14 protein-coding genes and 2 tRNA genes are annotated in these 16,105 nt (G+C 46.9%); 4 read left to right on the top strand and 12 right to left on the bottom strand.

Annotation, left to right across the window (positions count from 1 at the left end):
• The 6 genes from FVR03_RS01575 to FVR03_RS01550 all read right to left on the bottom strand — a co-directional run.
• The coding region (locus FVR03_RS01575) for a metal-dependent hydrolase (protein ID WP_147920003.1) at nt 1-180 on the bottom strand (180 nt) is incomplete at its 3' end.
• A 94-nt stretch (nt 181-274) separates the two neighbouring features.
• The gene (locus FVR03_RS01570; RefSeq protein WP_147920002.1) at nt 275-1,441 is read right to left on the bottom strand and encodes a hypothetical protein; all 1,167 of its coding nucleotides are present in this window, start codon (nt 1,439-1,441) and stop codon (nt 275-277) included.
• A 369-nt stretch (nt 1,442-1,810) separates the two neighbouring features.
• Nucleotides 1,811-1,883 (bottom strand) — tRNA-Thr (locus tag FVR03_RS01565).
• A 322-nt stretch (nt 1,884-2,205) separates the two neighbouring features.
• A tRNA-Thr gene (locus FVR03_RS01560) sits at nt 2,206-2,278 on the bottom strand.
• 129 nt (nt 2,279-2,407) lie between these two features.
• Nucleotides 2,408-4,603, bottom strand: a complete 2,196-nt coding sequence (locus tag FVR03_RS01555; RefSeq protein ID WP_147920001.1) for a DUF349 domain-containing protein — start codon at nt 4,601-4,603, stop codon at nt 2,408-2,410.
• 30 nt (nt 4,604-4,633) lie between these two features.
• Nucleotides 4,634-5,206, bottom strand: coding sequence for a YqgE/AlgH family protein (locus tag FVR03_RS01550; RefSeq protein WP_369410439.1), 573 nt, complete (start codon nt 5,204-5,206; stop codon nt 4,634-4,636).
• 300 nt (nt 5,207-5,506) lie between these two features.
• On the opposite strand from FVR03_RS01550, the gene pdxH reads away from it, so the two are divergent.
• The 4 genes from pdxH to FVR03_RS01530 all read left to right on the top strand — a co-directional run bounded on the left by pdxH (nt 5,507) and on the right by FVR03_RS01530 (nt 9,770).
• Complete coding sequence (gene pdxH / locus FVR03_RS01545; RefSeq protein WP_147920000.1) at nt 5,507-6,157, top strand: pyridoxamine 5'-phosphate oxidase; 651 nt, start codon at nt 5,507-5,509, stop codon at nt 6,155-6,157.
• Nucleotides 6,158-6,558: 401 nt separating this feature from the next.
• Entirely contained in the window at nt 6,559-7,860 is a 1,302-nt protein-coding gene (locus FVR03_RS01540) for a DUF1015 domain-containing protein (RefSeq protein WP_147919999.1), read from the top strand.
• On the top strand, nt 7,826-8,404 hold the full coding sequence (locus FVR03_RS01535; RefSeq protein ID WP_147919998.1) for a Maf-like protein: 579 nt from the start codon (nt 7,826-7,828) through the stop codon (nt 8,402-8,404). Before FVR03_RS01540 ends, FVR03_RS01535 begins: the two co-directional genes overlap by 35 nt.
• A 181-nt stretch (nt 8,405-8,585) precedes the next feature.
• Entirely contained in the window at nt 8,586-9,770 is a 1,185-nt protein-coding gene (locus FVR03_RS01530) for a class I SAM-dependent rRNA methyltransferase (RefSeq protein ID WP_147919997.1), read from the top strand.
• Between the two features lie 280 nt (nt 9,771-10,050).
• Here FVR03_RS01530 and FVR03_RS01525 read toward each other — a convergent pair whose 3' ends face one another.
• The 6 genes from FVR03_RS01525 to FVR03_RS01500 all read right to left on the bottom strand — a co-directional run bounded on the left by FVR03_RS01525 (nt 10,051) and on the right by FVR03_RS01500 (nt 15,983).
• Nucleotides 10,051-11,073, bottom strand: a complete 1,023-nt coding sequence (locus FVR03_RS01525; protein WP_147919996.1) for an SDR family NAD(P)-dependent oxidoreductase — start codon at nt 11,071-11,073, stop codon at nt 10,051-10,053.
• A 101-nt stretch (nt 11,074-11,174) separates the two neighbouring features.
• The gene (locus tag FVR03_RS01520) at nt 11,175-11,948 is read right to left on the bottom strand and encodes an outer membrane beta-barrel protein (protein WP_147919995.1); all 774 of its coding nucleotides are present in this window, start codon (nt 11,946-11,948) and stop codon (nt 11,175-11,177) included.
• 424 nt (nt 11,949-12,372) lie between these two features.
• Entirely contained in the window at nt 12,373-13,293 is a 921-nt protein-coding gene (locus FVR03_RS01515) for a M28 family peptidase (protein WP_147919994.1), read from the bottom strand.
• Between the two features lie 288 nt (nt 13,294-13,581).
• Complete coding sequence (locus tag FVR03_RS01510) at nt 13,582-14,169, bottom strand: hypothetical protein (RefSeq protein WP_147919993.1); 588 nt, start codon at nt 14,167-14,169, stop codon at nt 13,582-13,584.
• A 15-nt stretch (nt 14,170-14,184) separates the two neighbouring features.
• Nucleotides 14,185-14,907, bottom strand: a complete 723-nt coding sequence (locus FVR03_RS01505; protein WP_147919992.1) for a head GIN domain-containing protein — start codon at nt 14,905-14,907, stop codon at nt 14,185-14,187.
• 128 nt (nt 14,908-15,035) lie between these two features.
• Nucleotides 15,036-15,983, bottom strand: a complete 948-nt coding sequence (locus FVR03_RS01500; RefSeq protein ID WP_255474003.1) for a M48 family metalloprotease — start codon at nt 15,981-15,983, stop codon at nt 15,036-15,038.
• Between the last annotated feature and the right edge of the window lie 122 nt (nt 15,984-16,105).

The following is a 16,105-nucleotide window of genomic DNA, read 5'->3' as shown; positions in this document are numbered from 1 at the left end:
CGTAACCGACCGGTGAAAGCTCAGCTGACCCACCATGTCGAGCATAGGGTTAGCCAGCACATCCAGGTCCGGAATAGTACCTGCTATGGCACCCCATAGCAGGGCTTTGTTGCCGATTTTGCGCCCACAAACGGCCTCTCCTACCGATGCTCCTAAAACTATTTGTGTAAGTGAATCCATTTGAACTAATCATTAAAAAAAGCCTTTACCTCTACCGATATGTTTTTGTGGCATCAGCAGCGGTAAAGGCTCAGGCATTTTATTTGCCTATGGTTTAATTGATGATTTTCATCCTCTTAAATTCTTTGTCACGGTCGAAGAGGAAGCGGTAGGTGTGATAGGTTTTGTAAATGCGGCTACCACACTGCACGGCTACGTTCATCATTTTTGGGTTAAAGTCACCGATCCAGTTCATTTCCATTACCTGGTAAGGAATTTTAGGGTTGTTCTGCACTACTTTTGAGGCAGCCACCACCATGGCCGTTTCAACGCCTTTGCGCTGATGATCGGGCGCTACGCCAAACACCACGCCAAACATGGCTTTGCAGGCACCACGCCACCGATGAAACGCAAACTTCACTTTCCCCCACAGGTCGAGTTTTCCGTTTACGTATTTGAAGAGCTGGTTCAGCTCCGGCAGCAGAATCATAAAGCACACCGGCTCATTTTTGTAATAGCCAAACCAAACAATGCGCTCGTCCAGAATTGGCTTCATCTGGTTCATGGCACCCATCGCCTGTGCCTCTGTCATGCCTTTTACACCTTCATGCTTGGTCCAGGCCTTGTTGTAAACAGTTCTGAAATCCTCGGCATATTTCTTCAGGTCATTTTTATCCATGTGCCGGAAGCTGTAGTCGGGGTTAGCCAGAATCTGTTGCGCTTTCCGGTAAATTCCTTCCTCCAGTTTCTCATCTACCACCCGGTAATACACATATTGCTTAAAGAACACCTGGAAACCATAGTTTTCGATAAGTTGCTGGTAGTACGGGAAGTTATAATTCATGCCATAGGTGGGCGGATTAAACCCATCTACCTGCATGCCCCACCATTTATCGCGATCCCCGAAGTTAATTGGCCCATCCATGGCTTCCATTCCTCTTGCCTGTAGCCAGTCGCGGCAGGCATCGAAGAGCATATTGGCCGCCTTCTGATCGTTTATGCAGTCGAAAAAGCCCATGCCGCCTGTCGGCTGCTCGTAGGTGTTCGCAGTTCTCTTGTTTATGAATGCTGCAATTCGGCCTATATATTTTCCCTTTTCATCTTGCAGCAGCCACCTGATGGCTTCGCTGTTGCGCAGGAGTTTGTTTTTTTTCGGGTCGAACAGGTTATTGATATCCTTGTCTAGGGGCCGGATGTAATGAGGGTCATTTTTATAAAGCTGCACCTGCATCATCAGGAATTCCTGGGCCAGACTTGGAGTCGTTACTTCGATTAATTGCATAACAGGTTTGTGTATGAACAAGTCAAAATAAACGATAAAAGCTGATAAGTAAAAGAACAGAATAGTTAGGCAGCAAATTGAGTGCAGGATAGGCTTTGCTTTTAGAGAATTACCAGGCAAGTACAGCTGATAAAATAATAGCAGGTTTAAGAGCTGCAACCTTTTACTACCAAGAGTATGCTGTCTGCTAAGGCTGCATTAAAAATTTACCTACTATAGGAAAATGATTCTTGAATGGGCATAAACCGCCGATTTAAACCTACTTATAATTATTGCCTGGCGAAACTCTCATACGAGGCAGCAGATACAAGGGCAGGTAAAAACAAAAAAGCCTCCAGATTTCTCTGAAGGCTTTTTGTTTTGGAGGAGAGCCCCCAGTCGGAATCGAACCAACGACCTACTGATTACAAGTCAGTTGCTCTACCAGCTGAGCTATGGAGGCTTTACTCTTTTGTGTGCTCTAGCGTTCTAAAGCGATGCAAAGGTAGAAATTGATTTTTAAAATACAAACGCCTAAGGTAGAAAAATATAGATTTTTTGCAGTAGACCAGAAGGATAACATCTATCGTGTTATCCTTCTGCTAGTTATAAGTATTCTTTTTGCAGCGGTTTATAAATTATTCTAATCAAATTAGCTTTCCAAAGCAATTTGGCATAGTGGGGTTCAAGGGTCTCTTCTGAATTTTAGCTTAATTCTCCACATCCATACAAGCCCTAAAACAAAAAAGCCTCCAGATTTCTCTGAAGGCTTTTGATTGGAGGAGAGCCCCCAGTCGGAATCGAACCAACGACCTACTGATTACAAGTCAGTTGCTCTACCAGCTGAGCTATGGAGGCTTTACTCTTTTGTGTGCTCTAGCGTTCTAAAGCGATGCAAAGGTAGGCGCAGATTTTAAAATTGCAAACCCCTTGTCATACTTTTTTGCTTGGAGCAGAGTAAGCTTTTGGAAATCAGGGTTAAAAATTTTATCCTCTGAATGCCTGCTGCTGCCTGTGCAGCAAATCTATTCGTTTTTGCGCTTCCTCAATGCGGGCTTCATACTCTTCGCGCAATTTATCGGCGTTTTTAGAGCGGGCAAAAAACTCTATGTTAGTGCGCAAGGTCTGAATATCGTTTTGCAGCTGCGAAATTTCGCGACGTATGGTCTGTTCACGCTGTTGAAGTTTGTGGCCGGCATCCGGGGTTTGCTTCAGCCTTTCTACCTGCAGGCGCACCAGAATGTCGTTTCTGTCTTCGTACGAGAGCTGTGGTACCCGCTCCAGGAAATCTGCCATCAGAGCCAGAAACTTCTCTTCCACCTTCTGACTGCTGCGTTTGCCTTTGTCCAGGGCGTTCCACTGCGTCACCAGATCCTCAAACTCTTCGAGCGAAGTGGTAGCGGTTGGTGCCGCCAGTTTGGCTGCAATGGTGTCGCAAAGCGCCATTTTCTCAGAGGCCATTTTATCGAGTTCGGCACCACGTTGCTGTTCCTGCGCCTGCTTGCGGTCGAAGAACTCGTTGCAGGCACTACGGAAACGCTGCCAGATTTTATCAGAATATTTGTCGGGCACACGGCCGATGGTTTTCCATTTCTTCTGAAGCTGAATCAGCTTTTCCTTCGTAGAGTTCCAGTCTGTGCTGTCTTTCAGGCTTTCGGCCTCCTCGCAAAGCTCCGTTTTAATGCGGAGGTTCTGCATCTTCTGATCATCGAGGGTTTTAAAAAATTGATTTTTGTGCTGGAAAAATGCTTTGTAATTGCTCCAGAAAGTCTTGTTTACTTCTTCGGCATACTCTTTAGGCACTAATCCGGCAGCATCCCACTCTTCTTTCAGCTTCTGAATTTCATCGGTTTTATCGCGCCATTCATTTATGCGATCTGTATTGAAACCCTGAAAAGCCATGAGGCGCTCCAGCAAGTCCCGCTTTGTGGCCAGGTTCAGCATCTCCTTCGATTTGCGGTCTTCCTGGTATGCGCGGCGGTGTTCGTGCACTTTTTCGGAAGCTACAATAAACCGATCCCACACAACATCGCGCTGGTCGTTCGGCACCGGACCTATGTTTTTCCATTCTTCATGCAAATGCCTGAGCTCCTGCAGTGCCTTGTTAATAGATGGCTCCTGCTCCAGGGCTTCGGCACGTTCTATTAACAGCAGCTTTGCATCGAGGTTGCGTTTGCGGTCCAGCTCCTTCAGTTCATAAAAAATGCTGCGGTTGTTGTAGAAAATATCGAGCAGGGCATGGTACGAATCCCAGAGTTGTTGGGCCTCTCCTGCCGGTACTGGTCCAATGCCTTTCCATTCCTGTTGCAGCTTCTTTAGTTCTTCGCCACTGTTTTTTGTTTCCGCAGACTCTACTAATTCTCGGAGCTTAGTCAGTAGTTCGCGTTTGCGCTCCAGGTTCCTGGTGCGCTGCTCCTCCGACTGCTGACGTTCCTGGTACCTGGTTTCACGAAAAGAAGTGAGCAGTTTTTCGAGGTCCTGGTGCTCTGTTGCCGGATGGTAGTCGAAATCTTCATCGGCTCCTCCCTCACTCTTAAATTGCTCCAGTGCATCATGTTTTAGCTCCTGAAATTTAAGGTCGTAGTGGCGCTGAATTTCATTAATGGTTTTGTAGCGTTTGCGGGCATCGGTGCTTTTGAGCAGCGTTACCAGTTGCTGCCGTAGTTCCTCCAGCGACAACACCGACAGGTCAACAGCCAGTTCTTCTTCCTCATGCTCGTCGTCGTCGTGGTGCAGAGAGGCATCAGGCAGACCTGGCGCCGGTGTTGCGGCAGGCGTTGGTTCTGTTTCTGGTGTAGCGGCAGCGGTTATAGGCGATGCCGCTACAGGAGCCGGAACGCCTTCTTCTTCTATGATTTCCTGAGCATCAGCCATGGTTGCTTCTTTCGCGGCTACCGTAGCAGTTTCTTCTTCTGAGTTCAGCGAGGGTTTAATTTCCGGCTGTTCCTCTTTCGGAGTGGTTTCAAATGGTTCAGCTGTGGCAGCCTCTGCAGCATCCAAAGGAGCAGCAGGTGCAGAAGCAGGAGTTTCTTCTTCGCTTTTGGCATCGAGTTCAGCCATGCGCTTTGCCAGGATTTCCTGTGGCGTGTCGGCTTTCTTTACCGTTTCATTTGTTGCATTTACGTTCTCAGGCTTTTCAGCACTAGCACCAGTGGCGTCTGTATTTTTATTTTCGGTTGTCATGTCAGCAAGTTTAAGTACAACGAAACATCGTTAGTTTAGGCGTGGGTCAATCGGGTAGTTGGAGAGCACCTTGTATTTGCCTCCCATTTGGCGCAATATGTTGCTCCAAAGACTACCTGACTCAAAATTAAACAATTTATTCACAGCATTGTTATTTACTATCCAAACATTTTTATTAATTTCTTCCTGCAGCTGCCCTGCCGTCCAGCCAGAGTAACCTAAAAAGAAACGGATATCATCCGGTGTTACACCACCGGTTTTAATCATAGCCCTGAGTGCCTCAAAATCTCCGCCCCAGTACAGGTCCTCTCCCAGCTTTACCGCTTCCGGCAACTCGGCCAGGCGGTGCACGAAGTGTAGAGTGTTGTATTGCACCGGGCCACCTATACCCAGGTCCATATCAAACGAGTTTTCAAACACATCCAATACATCCGATAACTTCAGGTTCGACATTTTGTTCAGAACAAGGCCAAAAGTACCCTCGTTTTCTTCGTGGTTGCACAGCAAGATCACCGACCTCTCAAAATTAGGGTCGCCCAGAAAGGGTTCCGAGATCAAGATGCTACCGGAACGGGGTTTCGTCTCGCTTGTGTCTTCCATCATCTGGTTCAAGTTAAATGTTACATCACGACATGGTTCTGCAGCTTATGAGTAGCCAATTTTTTATTCGTTTCTGCTTGCACTAAAAGTAAAACAGGTTCATGGTTTTACTTTAAAATAACAACATAATGTTTCTTACGCAAAGAAAGCGATATAGTAGCAGATATAAGTAAGAACGTATAAGTTAGTTAAAGCTGATATATATCATTTGTAATATATAAGAGAATGTGTGCTTTTGCCTATCTGTTTTAGTTATTTGGGCTACTTAATTTTTTATACATTTGACAAAAAACAAGCATACTTATGGCACTTACTCAAAACATTGCTGCTATACGCATAAACTATTCTAAAAAGGAGTTATCTGAAGCGGTGGTTCTAAAAGATCCGCTACAACAGTTCAGTTCCTGGCTGCAGGAAGCCATTGAGGCGGAAGCGCTCGAACCGACTGCCTTTGTTCTTTCTACCGTTAACAGCCAGAACCGACCATCAGCCCGGGTAATGCTCCTGAAAGATGTGTCGGACGATGGGCTTACGTTTTTTACGAATTACGAGAGCAAGAAAGGAAAAAGCATAGCCGCTAATCCGTTTGTAGCTGTTACGTTTTTCTGGCCTGAACTCGAGCGCCAGGTACGCCTGGAGGGCGAGGTAACAAAAGCAGATGAGCAGTTCTCGACCGACTATTTCCATAGCCGGCCCAAAGGCAGCCAGATTGGTGCCTGGGCCTCCCCGCAAAGCCGCGAAATAAGCGGTCGCTCTGAGCTGGAAGAAGCTGGCAACCGCTATGCCAGCGAGTTTGCAGAACTGGAGCTGGTGCCAAGGCCGCCACATTGGGGTGGCTTTAAGCTGAAGCCCGATTACATTGAGTTCTGGCAAGGCCGGCCAGACAGGCTGCACGACCGCATTGCGTTCGAACTGCAAGACAATAGCTGGAAGACAAAACGCCTGGCTCCCTGATTTTCGCAGCTTCTGTACTTATAGAAGTTCCTATGCAGGGCCTTTACCCTTGGATGTTTTTAAGTGAAAACCCTCCTGGAGACCATTTTCATTTGAATAATTACAAAGGGTGAGCCACCAGGTTAAGGGCAGAAGACTGACCGTGCTTCTTTGACTGTACAACAAAATATTCGGCTGCCAGTATTAGAAATTACCGCTGCAGGAACTACAAACAACTGATTTTACCTGGTGCTTTGCTGAGAATCAGTAATTTTTCTAATGAAAACAGCCTTCCAAAGAAAATTTATCTGAATTTTGCCAAGGGTGTTACATTTAAACAGGACGGTCACAACTCTCGCAATTCAACATTTGGTGTCTTCTATCAAAAGAAAGGGGATTAACATCAACTACCTTTTATAAGCATGGCTGAAATATTACCAATCAGGCCCTGGCGATACAACGACGGGTTGCACCTGAATATTGAGGAACTGACATCGCCGCTTTTTGATGTGGTGTCGGCAAAACAGCGTCAGCACCTTTACCAGAATAAACTGAACAGCATTCATTTGTCGGTGCCGCAGGGTGAGCAGCCAGCTTTGCATGCCGCAGCTTTGCTGCAAACCTGGAAACAGGAGCAGGTACTGCTGCAGGACCCGCTGCCCGGCATTTATGTGTACTACCAATACTTCAGGTTGCCGGGCAGTAGCAAAACGTATTGCCGCAAAGGGTTTATCTGCCATATCAAAGCCTACGACTGGAGCGAACAGGTGCTGCTGCGCCACGAGAGTACCATGCCCGGCTCCGTAAACGACCGGATCGAGCTGCTGGAGCAAACCCAGTTAAACAGCAGCCCCACCCACGGCCTCTACACCGACCCTGATTTCATACTGGAACCTTACCTCGATGAGGCCATCCGCTCTCCGCTCTACGAAACGGAAGATTACCAGGGCGTACGCGATGTGCTGGCCGTGATACACGACCGGAACGTAATAAAGCTATTCGTGAATACGCTGCAGGCACGGCAGGTGCTCCTGGCCGACGGGCACCACCGGTATGCCGGTTCTCTGGCTTACCGGAAGGCCATGGCAGAACAGAACGAAGCCAACCACACAGGCATGGAGGCTTACAACTACCACCTGATGTACCTGACCAATACCGAGGCCGATGACCTGCGCATCCTGCCCACCCATCGGGTGCTGCAGCACCTGGACATGCCGGATGAGGAGTTTTTACAGAAGTTAGACACCTACTTCACAGTTACTCCCAAGTCAGACCCTTACGAGCTCAACGAGGTAATAACCGGTAAACCCTGGGCTTTTGGGCTGTACCTCTCCGGCAACTCCTACAAACTTCGCCTGAAGCCGGAGGTGCTCCCGCAGATAACCTGGGACCTGCCACAAGAAGTAAAGGAACTCGACCTGACAGTGCTGCACTTTTTCGTATTCGAGAAGATACTGGGCATCAGCCGGGAAGAGCAGCGAACTTACGAGCCTTTAACGTATGTGCGGAACTTTACCGCCTGCATTAGCCAGGTAGATGCCGGCAATGCCCGACTAGCGCTTATCACAAACGAAGTTACCATAGAACAGGTAAAACGTGTCTGCTACAGTGGCGCCATAATGCCGCAGAAATCAACCTTTTTTTACCCTAAAGTTATAAGTGGATTTTTATTTAGCTCCATTAAAGAAGATGAATTTGTCTCAGCCACTGCTGCTTGCCTCTAATTCGCCCCGCCGCAAAGAACTATTGGCCGGGCTTGGTCTTGCCTTTACCGTGAGGGTGAAAGAAGTGCACGAAGATTTTCCGGATCACCTGCAACCTGCCCAAGTCGCTGAGTATTTAGCTGGCCATAAAGCCGATGCTTATGCAGGCGAACTTGACGACGAAGTTTTGATAACCGCAGATACCATTGTATCAGTTGGTGACCAAATTCTGAACAAACCTGCTGATGAGGCAGAAGCTTTTAAGATGCTCAGCCTGCTCTCCGGCCAGCAACACCAGGTAATTACCGGTGTTTGTCTCCTAACAAAAACCTCTAAAACAGTTTTTCACGACACCACCAAGGTCTACTTTAAACACCTGACAGATGCTGAAATAGAGTACTACATCCGTACCTGTAAACCCTTCGATAAGGCAGGTGCCTACGGTATTCAGGAGTGGATCGGTATGATCGGGATAGAACGTATTGAGGGCTCCTACTTTAATGTGGTAGGCCTGCCGGTGCAAAAACTGTACAGCCAGTTGGTAGAACTAAACCTGATTAGGTAAGTTTTTGGCCTGAATTTGTAGTACTTTTGCAAACTGAAAATAAAGCCCTGGCAAATTCTATTGTAAACGAAGGTTTCCAGTTGAATTATTTACATGAAAACGGCCTTCCAAAGCAATTTCAGCATAAAAAGCTCAAGGGTTTGTTTTTAGTAACTGAAGTATAAATTTCCAAAGCAACAGCATGTCGATCATTAAACTATATTTAGCAAACGGTAAGGAGCATTCTTTAAAACGATTTCACCCGTGGGTTTTTTCTGGTGCCATTAAGAAAATAGAAGGCGAACCCAAAGAGGGCGATGTGGTAGAAGTGTACTCCGGCAAACGCGAGTTTCTGGGTTTAGGCCACTACGCGCCTGGTTCTATTGCGGTTCGTATTATTTCGTTTGAGCAAGTGGAGGTCGATCTGGCTTTCTGGAAACGCAAAGTACAACAGGCCTACGATTTCAGGAACCGGCTGGGCATGATCGATAACCCTACAACCGATGTGTACCGGCTGCTATACGCCGAAGGCGACCAGGTGCCGGGGCTTATAGTAGATGTGTACAAAGACACGGCAGTGCTGCAGGCGCACTCTCTCGGCATGCACCAGGCCCGCCACCTGATTGCCCAGGCACTGCAGGAGGTATATGGTTCTAAGCTGAACGCTATTTACGATAAAAGTGCAGAGTCGCTGCCGCAAAAGGCACAGTCGGGCGCGCAGAACGGCTACCTGTTCGGGGCATCATCGGCAGGCACTGTGGTAACAGAAAATGGCCATCAGTTTTTTGTGGACTGGGAAAGCGGCCAAAAAACCGGATTTTTTATTGACCAGCGTGAGAACAGAAGCTTGCTGGCGCATTACGTAAAAGGCAAATCGGTACTCAACACCTTCTGCTACACAGGCGGCTTCTCGGTTTACGCCCTCAACGCCGGAGCCAGCGAAGTACATTCTGTCGACAGCTCCAAAAAAGCTATTGAACTAACCGAGCGAAACGCCGGGTTAAGTCAGGCCCCGGATCGCCACGAAGCCTTTGCCATCGATACATTTGAGTTTCTGAAAGGGAAAGAAGAGCGCTACGACGTTATTATTCTGGACCCTCCTGCCTTTGCCAAAAGCCAGAACGTGCGCCACAACGCCCTGATGGGTTACAAACGCCTGAATGCTGAAGCTATGAAAAAAATTAAACCAGGCGGTATTCTTTTTACCTTCTCCTGCTCGCAGGTAGTTGATAAATACCTGTTTAACAATACGGTAATGGCAGCAGCCATAGAGGCCGGCCGATCCATTAAAATCATGCACCACCTCTCCCAGCCTGCCGACCACCCGATCTCTATTTTCCACCCGGAAGGCGAGTACCTGAAAGGGCTGGTTCTTTTTGTGGAGTAATCAATTAGAATATACAGATCAAATATATTTTAAGAAAAGCCCTTCCGGAAAGAAAATACTTTTTTCCGGAAGGGTTTTCTCAATTGGAATTAGATAAAGGCACTGCCGCCTTTGTACTTGCCTGTTACAGCAAACGCCGAACGCATCCCGACATCCAAAATTTATTATACTAAATTTTTACAACAGGAAAAAGGTCTTGTGTCCTGTTCTCAAAGTTCTACAAATTCGAATTCTGAAAAGTGCAGGCGCTGTCTGCCATAGCGGGCGTATAGCAGCGGCTTTAATACTGATTGTTTTTTTTAGCGGCTTCCTGTGTTTTCTTCGTTAGCGGCGACTGCGAAAGCGGCGATTCGCTTTGGTAGCCTTTGGCGCGGGTTTTACCTATGCCGCCCTCACCTGGCAACACACCATTTATAAAAGCAAATATCTCCGACATAAGCTCCGGCGAAAAATCATGCAGAAAGGCTCCTATTTTTGCCGGCAGGGTGGTAATAATTTCTGCATCGCCGTGCCGCAGCGCGTCCAGAATTTTTTCTGCGGTTGCCTCGGCACTCATACTAGACAAGGTGTTGGAGTCCATGATCTTAAACAGGGCGTACTCTTTTTTATGCTGTCCCTTCACGATGGCATGCCTCGGGCTACCCGATCTTATTAAACCCGGAGTGGCTGTGGTAACGGTAATATTAAATTTCTTAAGCTCTGCCCGCAGCCCTTCCGATAAACCCACCAGTGCAAACTTGCCGGCGCTGTACGGTACCAGGTGCGGCACACTTATTTTTCCTCCTATCGAAGATACATTCAGTATTCTGCCACCTCCACGTTCCTTCATGCTATCTACTACCGCTAAAACAGTGTAGAGTGGCCCCCAGAAATGGGTGTTAATAGATTCTTCGTAATCCTGCTCTGTCATCTCTCCCACAGGGCCGGCATGTATAACACCGGCATTATTTATCAGCACATCTACGTGCCCAAAGGTATTGCTGACTTTGGCGATCAGGGTCTCCACTTCCTGCCGCTTTGTTACATCGCAGATTTGAACCATTACGTCAGCTCCTTCGGCGGCAAGCTCCTGGCGGGCATTTTCGAGTTGCTGCTCATCGCGGCTGCATAACACTAGTCTTGCTCCTTCCGCTGCCAGTTGCCTGGCCATCACCAATCCTAGTCCGCGGGCACCACCGGTAATCAGCACGACCTTGTTCCTGAAATCGTAGGCATTCAGTTTACGATTAAGTGCCCGAACGGCCACCAGTGCACCTGCTCCGGCAGCCAGCCACCATAATTTCTTTTTCTGCTGTTTATTCATGATTGAGTTTTTAGAAAGTTCGGATGGCACAAAAAAATTCCCTGCGCCTATCCGTAATCGTACGGCAGATGCAGGGAGTGGTTAACGTAGCACCAGGTTCTTTACCGGCCTTCGTAGTTCTTCTTCGAGAAAATATTGTTTTTCAGGAACGGTGTGTACAGCAGTTTTATGGCAGCCAGCCCATAGTGGTCTGTGTTGCCTGCATTACCTAGTCGTGGCCCTATGTTGTCGAGGTAGTCGGTGGTGGTGATGTGGTAAACCAGCTCAGGTGCTATGCTGAACTCATCGTTTAACCTGAACCGGAGACCACCGCCAAAAGAGAAAACGGGTGCAAAAGCAGGATACTTGCGCTCATTATCGTAGGTAACCTGCGAGTCGTTCAGCCGGGAATTTGCCGGAAATGAACTGGGCGTATAATAGATGAAGCCTGCGCCACCTTTAACAAAAGGCACTACAAAACGCTTATGGGAAGACCGGTAGTTGCCAGAGCCACTGTAGCTATCGAGTAGGTTTAACACCACCATTCCCGATACCTCTATCACCTCCGACTGAAAGGCAACATTTAATGGGCGAGCCGGATCTTTTTCTTCAGCGCCAAGCCTGAAATAATCTACTTCTCCGCTTATACCCAGGGTCGGGTTAATTTTGTAAAGCGTGCCAATGCTAACGTTTGGCCCTAGGTCGTTGCAGCCCCAACTACCGCAAATGTCGCTTTTAATGGCCGTTACGCCACCACCCACCTGCACTACAAACCCGCGCTCAGGAGCATTGCTTACGCCACGTTTTTTGTAATAGCCAGACTGGCCGAAGCTATACAGAGGAACAAACCCAATGGCCAGCAAAAGTAAGACTGAAAGGTAAAATTTTATGTTCATATGTTTAATACACTTAACGTTAATGAGGCATGTGACACATGTGCTCCAGAATAAATAAAATAATGTGAAGTTTATAAACTACTTATTGATGCATGCCTTAAATATAAACTGCAAATACCTTTTACACCTGTTGAAGTACGATTCTTAAATTTCAGAATTATGAATTTAAGTTCGAGAGCCATAAAACTGGTGTGCCCGGACTTGCAGCTAGATTATTTTAAATGCTTTTTATGGTCGCGTTATTTAAGACACTATATATCTCTTACCTACGAAATATCTAACATAACAGATAACCTATTTGCTCTTATGCACCTATAATATTTAAAAAACCATATAAAAATATATTCAGAATCCTGATGCGATTACAGCTTATACCTTCTGCTGCAACTCGTAAAGCAGCTACGCATGACAATGCCACAAATTTCTACTTCTGCTGATTTGGCTTCGGCCTGTGTTGTTGATCTACAATCTGTATAAAATCGAGAACCAAAGCCGTGGCGTCAGCATAAAATGGCCTGTTGATGTTTTCGAAAGTGTCGGTGGTTTGGTGGTAATGAGTATGGTCTTCTACCCCAAAGTAAATAAACGGTAGTTCCCGCTTATGAAACTGGTAGTGGTCGCTTTGGTTTGTCCAGTCCTGAGGCCCCTGCTCCGGCCGGTCGTGCCCCACTCTTATGGCTGCATGAGGTAGAGCCTTAACCTGCTGCAGGTACGGCAGTAGCCATGGGTAGTGGTAAGAGCCACTAGCATAAAGTTCACCTTTGGAGTTTATGCTCAGCATGTCGAGGTTCACATTTAGCATTATGTTATGTAAAGGTACAGGAGGTGCATTCAAAAAGGCATTAGCTCCTTGCAAACCTAGTTCTTCACCATCTAAGGCTACAAAAAGCAACGTATAGTAGGGCTGATGCTTTTTAAAATAGGCCGCAATGGCTAACATGGCTCCAACACCCGAAGCATTGTCGTCGGCCCCGTTAAAAATAGAAGCCTGACGCTGGCCTAAATGGTCGTAATGTGCCGTAACAACAAGTACCTCCTGCGTTTGCCCCGGAATATAGCCGATTAAATTAATGGCATCCTCTACAACTAACTTTTCTTTCTGCAGCCTGACATGCTGCTTATAGGTTTTATTATAAGCAGTTAAGCCAATTTGTTTAAACCGTTGCTCCAGGTATCGTTGCGCTTTTCGGCTGCCTTCTGTGCCGCTCTTACGTCCGGCCATCGAATCGGCTGAGAGTACCCTGATGTCTTGAAATAGTTGTGCGGTATCTGGCAAGTTTTGTTGTGCACGAGCATGTACGCTGAAGAACAGCAACAACAAAGCAAAGCAGTTTTTTAGGAACATGTAGGGGTTGAAGTTAAGAGGCAAAAGCTAATTATTTAAATAAAAAATGCCTTCCAAAGCTTTTTAGCCAAAATTCTGCCAAGGGTATTACAGGTTATGGTGTAGGGTAAAGCTGTAAAAAGTAAAAAGTTTGGCATCAGATGGAGCATCTGTTGCCAAACCTTCAGAGCCAGAAATATGAATGGCTATAAAATAAGAGGTCAGTAGACACTTTAAGGAAAAGACCGTGTCTTTGCTCCCGTTACAAGAAAAACCATGAATGGGCATTCCTTGTAACGAGGCTGTACATTAATTTTTAATATTAATAAAAGCTGGTACTTCAAACGGACCAACAGAGGTTTGGATGGTTGGTTTTATCTGAAGCGTAATCTTCGGTTTATCTGCCGCATCTGCTTTAGAAAAAAGTGTAGCCAGTCGCATCAGGTGCGTAATGCTCGGGCTACCGTTTTCAGAAGCCAGAATAACAGGTGAACTTACCGAAATCGTATTTAAACCTTCATGTAGCTCTACCGGCTCACTCACAATACCTTGTGCTGTGTTGGTGCCATTTACCAGTAGTTGCCACTTCAGCTGGGTTACGGTCATAGATCGCTCCTGGCTGCCTTCGGGTAACTTCACGTCTAAGGCCAGTTTAGAGGAGGCGGCTAACTTGTTCTCTGAAACTGCTGAAAATAAAATAGCTGCATCGCTGAAGGAGAAATCCTCTGGCTTTTTTTTGTTCAGCAGATCGATGCCGTTCAGGTGTATTTCGTTTACACCTACCAGGTTGTATTTAGCTTCTCTAAACGCATCAACATCTTTTTTTGTGCCGCATGCAACAACCAGTAGCAGGAGACCAAAGAACAGGAGAGCCTGTTTAAACGTGTTTTTAATCATCTTATAAAAATAGTGTTATCGCTTTTCAACCTTACCAGAGCCGGTAATGCGCGAATTTACGGTAGGCGTACCTTTGTAATATACTCTGCCGCTACCTGTAATGTTAGCCTCCAGTATATCTGCAACCAACACCTCGGCATCGCCTGAACCAGAAATAGTTACAATAGCACGTTCGGTAGCAAGGTTAAAGGTATGCGCTTTTCCTGATCCTGAAATAGATACATCCTGCTGCTCTGCTGCACCCTGCAACTCTGCTTTGCCAGACCCTGTAATTCGCGTAAAAGCATGCTCTGCAGTAAAGTTAGCTTTTATTTTTCCTGATCCGTTAATCTGAGTCGTAAATTCATTTGCCTCAAATCTGTCGTTAATCACAATTTCTCCCGACCCGTTTATCTCTGTATAATCAATGGCCGGAGAGGTAATATAAACTTCAATCGTTTCATGCTTCCGGAAACACTTATCTGTTTCTATACGCCAGATGCCATCAGATACCCGTTGGTTTATGGCATCGAGTACATTGGGCTCAGCTTTTACCTCCACTCGTTGCTGTGGGCCATAGCTGATGTACACACGGCTGCTACCGTTAACTTCCACGCCACGAAAATTGGCAAGTTGCATGGTTCGGGTTTCGACATCTCCCTGTCCTCTGCTGCACCTCACTTCGTCGCCGCAGCCAGACAAAACAAAAATAGTGAACAGTGCAGCCGCACCGGTGTTTAATAATGTAATAGGCTTCATAGTTTTATTTGGTTATAGTAGTAGTATGCAACTGGCGTAGCGGCAATAACACATGAGCTGCTGCATCTCCATCTCTTCTTTAACCAGCTTCTAGTAATGCCTGCTATATGAATAATTTACCTGTTCAATCAGGTTCTTAATTGGCTCAGGTAACCAACCTTCTGGCCTTTCTGGTTTACCAGCACGCCATTTTCTGTTACAAAAACCTTATGCAGGTAGTCACTGTCTAAATAATATGGGTAGCTCCTGCTGTTGGTGCGGGCAAGCTTGCCAATAACCGAAGCGCCTTTTTCGGTCACGTGCACCAGGTTCATGTGTTTGGTTAAATAAAACTGCTCGCGCGGCGCGGCACTGAAGTTAACTTTCCGGAAAACATCTTTCGTTAGCAGCACGCCCTGGTTTTCGGTTGCTACACGGGCTACCTGCGGTTGCTGCGGCTCACGAACCCTTTGTTGTTCCTGCGCCACGCTCTGCTGCCGTGTTGTCTGCTCTTCCGGTGCAGATGAACGTGTGGCAGAGGCGAGGCCTTGTTCTTTGTCGAGGCCTTTGCTACTGGCAATAATCTGGGTATCCGCACTGCGCCAGCCTTTGCTGATGGCAGCCAGACGATAGCTACGGCCCGGATGTGTGGCCGAATTTCGCTCCTCCGACAATAGGCTCATGGCTGCCTGAGCGTCTTCCAGGCTTGCTCCCATTTTCCGAAGCACAAATCCTGAAAACTCATCTGCTTCCAGTTCATCGGCGTGGTTGCTGCCTTTGCCGGTTAAGGTGTGCCCGTTCAGGTGGTGCCCGATTTCGTGTGCCAGAATACTAACCCCAGCCCAGTCGGTGCGCACAGCATTGTTGATAGAGGCCAGAAAGCGCTCATTGTATAAGATGTACCGTTTGCCGCCGTAAATTACAGCCGCAGCATTTTCTATGTTTGCTGCCCGAACTTCAAACCGTGGTTTAAGGCCAATAACTTCATTTATTTCAGCAATAATATCGCGGGGGCCGGCAGTAGTGGCAGTTGCAACAGGAACTGCTATAGTTGTAGCAGAGGCAGACAAGGCAGTACTCAGAACCAAGCCTAGCATCAAGGTATATATCCTCAGTTGTTTCATGTCTTCTATTGGATTATAGGGAAAGTCGCCTTACATAACGCACAGGCAACCTCAGATGGTATATTTTTAAACAGCAACTACTTTGCCAAAGTGTA

This window comes from Pontibacter qinzhouensis (assembly GCF_008017455.1).
Lineage (GTDB): Bacteria > Bacteroidota > Bacteroidia > Cytophagales > Hymenobacteraceae > Pontibacter > Pontibacter qinzhouensis.
This window is presented reverse-complemented; position numbering and strand designations above follow the sequence as displayed.